The sequence below is a fragment of the Marinobacter bryozoorum genome (genome assembly GCF_023156245.1).
Classification (GTDB): domain Bacteria; phylum Pseudomonadota; class Gammaproteobacteria; order Pseudomonadales; family Oleiphilaceae; genus Marinobacter; species Marinobacter bryozoorum.
This window is the reverse complement of record NZ_JAKZAH010000098.1, coordinates 1-1,465: the sequence shown is the minus strand read 5'-3', so window position 1 is coordinate 1,465 and position 1,465 is coordinate 1. Positions and strand designations below refer to the sequence as shown.

The following is a 1,465-nucleotide window of genomic DNA, read 5'->3' as shown; positions in this document are numbered from 1 at the left end:
CCAGGAACTGCTTCTTCCCCCGAGCCTGAACGAGTGGCTGCCTGAGGGGCATCTGGCCTATTTTGTCAGTGATGTCGTCGAGGAGCTGGATTTAAGCGCGTTTTATGCCCGCTACGAAGGCAACGGCCGACGCAACTCGCCCTTCGATCCACGAATGATGCTGAAGGTTCTGATCTACGCCTACGCCACCGGCGTTTTCTCTTCACGCAAGATCGCCCGGAAGCTGGAAGAAGACGTGGCCTTCCGGGTTCTGGCGGCAGGCAACTTCCCCAGGCATCGCACGATCTGTGATTTCCGCAAACACCATTTGGTTGCCTTCAAGGCCGTGTTTATTCAGGTGGTCCGGATTGCCCGGGAAGCCGAGCTGATCACGCTGGGAACACTGGCGATTGATGGCACCAAGGTTCGGGCTAATGCCAGCAAGCACAAGGCCATGAGCTATGGCCGCATGGGCGAGGAAGACGATCGTTTATCGAAAGAGATCGATGCACTTTGTCGTCAGGCGCGTCAGACAGACCAGTCGGAAGACCGACAGTTCGGCCCGGATAACCGGGGTGATGAACTGCCTGAAGAGCTTCAGTACCGGCAGGCGCGGCTGGAAAAGATTCGTGCTGCCAAAGAGAAATTGGAAGCAGACCAGAAAGAGCGGGACAAGGCCCGGGGTCGGTCCCCGGACGATGATCGGCGCTCACCTCGCGGGGGCCCGAACTTCAAGCGGGATTATGGGGTTCCGGATGACAAGGATCAGAGCAATTTTACCGATCCGCAAAGCCGGATTATGAAAACGGCGGACGGGTTCCAGCAATGCTACAACGGCCAGTTGGCCGTGGATGGTGAATTCCAGCTGATTGTCGCCAACCACCTGGGCAATAATCCCAGTGACAATGGCTGTCTGATACCACTGCTGGATCAGGCAAAAGACACTCTGGAAACCTATCCGGATCAGTGTCTGGCTGACGCGGGTTACCGTAAAGAAGAAGATCTACAGACCCTGGAAGACAAAAGCATCGACGGCTATGTCTCGCTGCGCCGGGAGGGCAAGAAGAGTTCAGAGATAGACGCGAGCCGTTATCCGGCCAGCGCCCGGATGGCTGGGAAGCTGGCCACGGCAACCGGGCGATCGGTTTACGCTCAGCGCAAGCATCTGGTTGAGGCGGTCAACGGCTGGATCAAGCATGTTCTGGGCTTCCGACAGTTCAGTCTGCGGGGCCTTCACGCCGTGCAGGGTGAATGGGATCTGGTCTGTCTGTCGCTTAATCTCAGGCGGATGAGTTCACTGATGAGGCTGACATAGAGGGTCCGAGGGATCCTTGGGCGTACTGAGTGATCGGACTACGATAACGCATTCGCTGATAACCGTCTTGACTGACTGAATAGAGAGAATCGAGACTCTATTCGGCTGGATATTGTGGATACGTTCTCGGGCCGAACTGTGATTCGACGCGGCGGGGTCACTTGCTCAAAA

At 56.7% G+C, this 1,465-nt stretch carries 1 protein-coding gene; it reads left to right on the top strand.

Features of this window, described 5'->3' with window-relative positions; all coding sequences use genetic code 11:
• Nucleotides 1-1,294: IS1182 family transposase (locus MLC59_RS19675; protein WP_248237294.1), on the top strand; the 1,294-nt coding region annotated here is incomplete at its 5' end.
• Between the last annotated feature and the right edge of the window lie 171 nt (nt 1,295-1,465).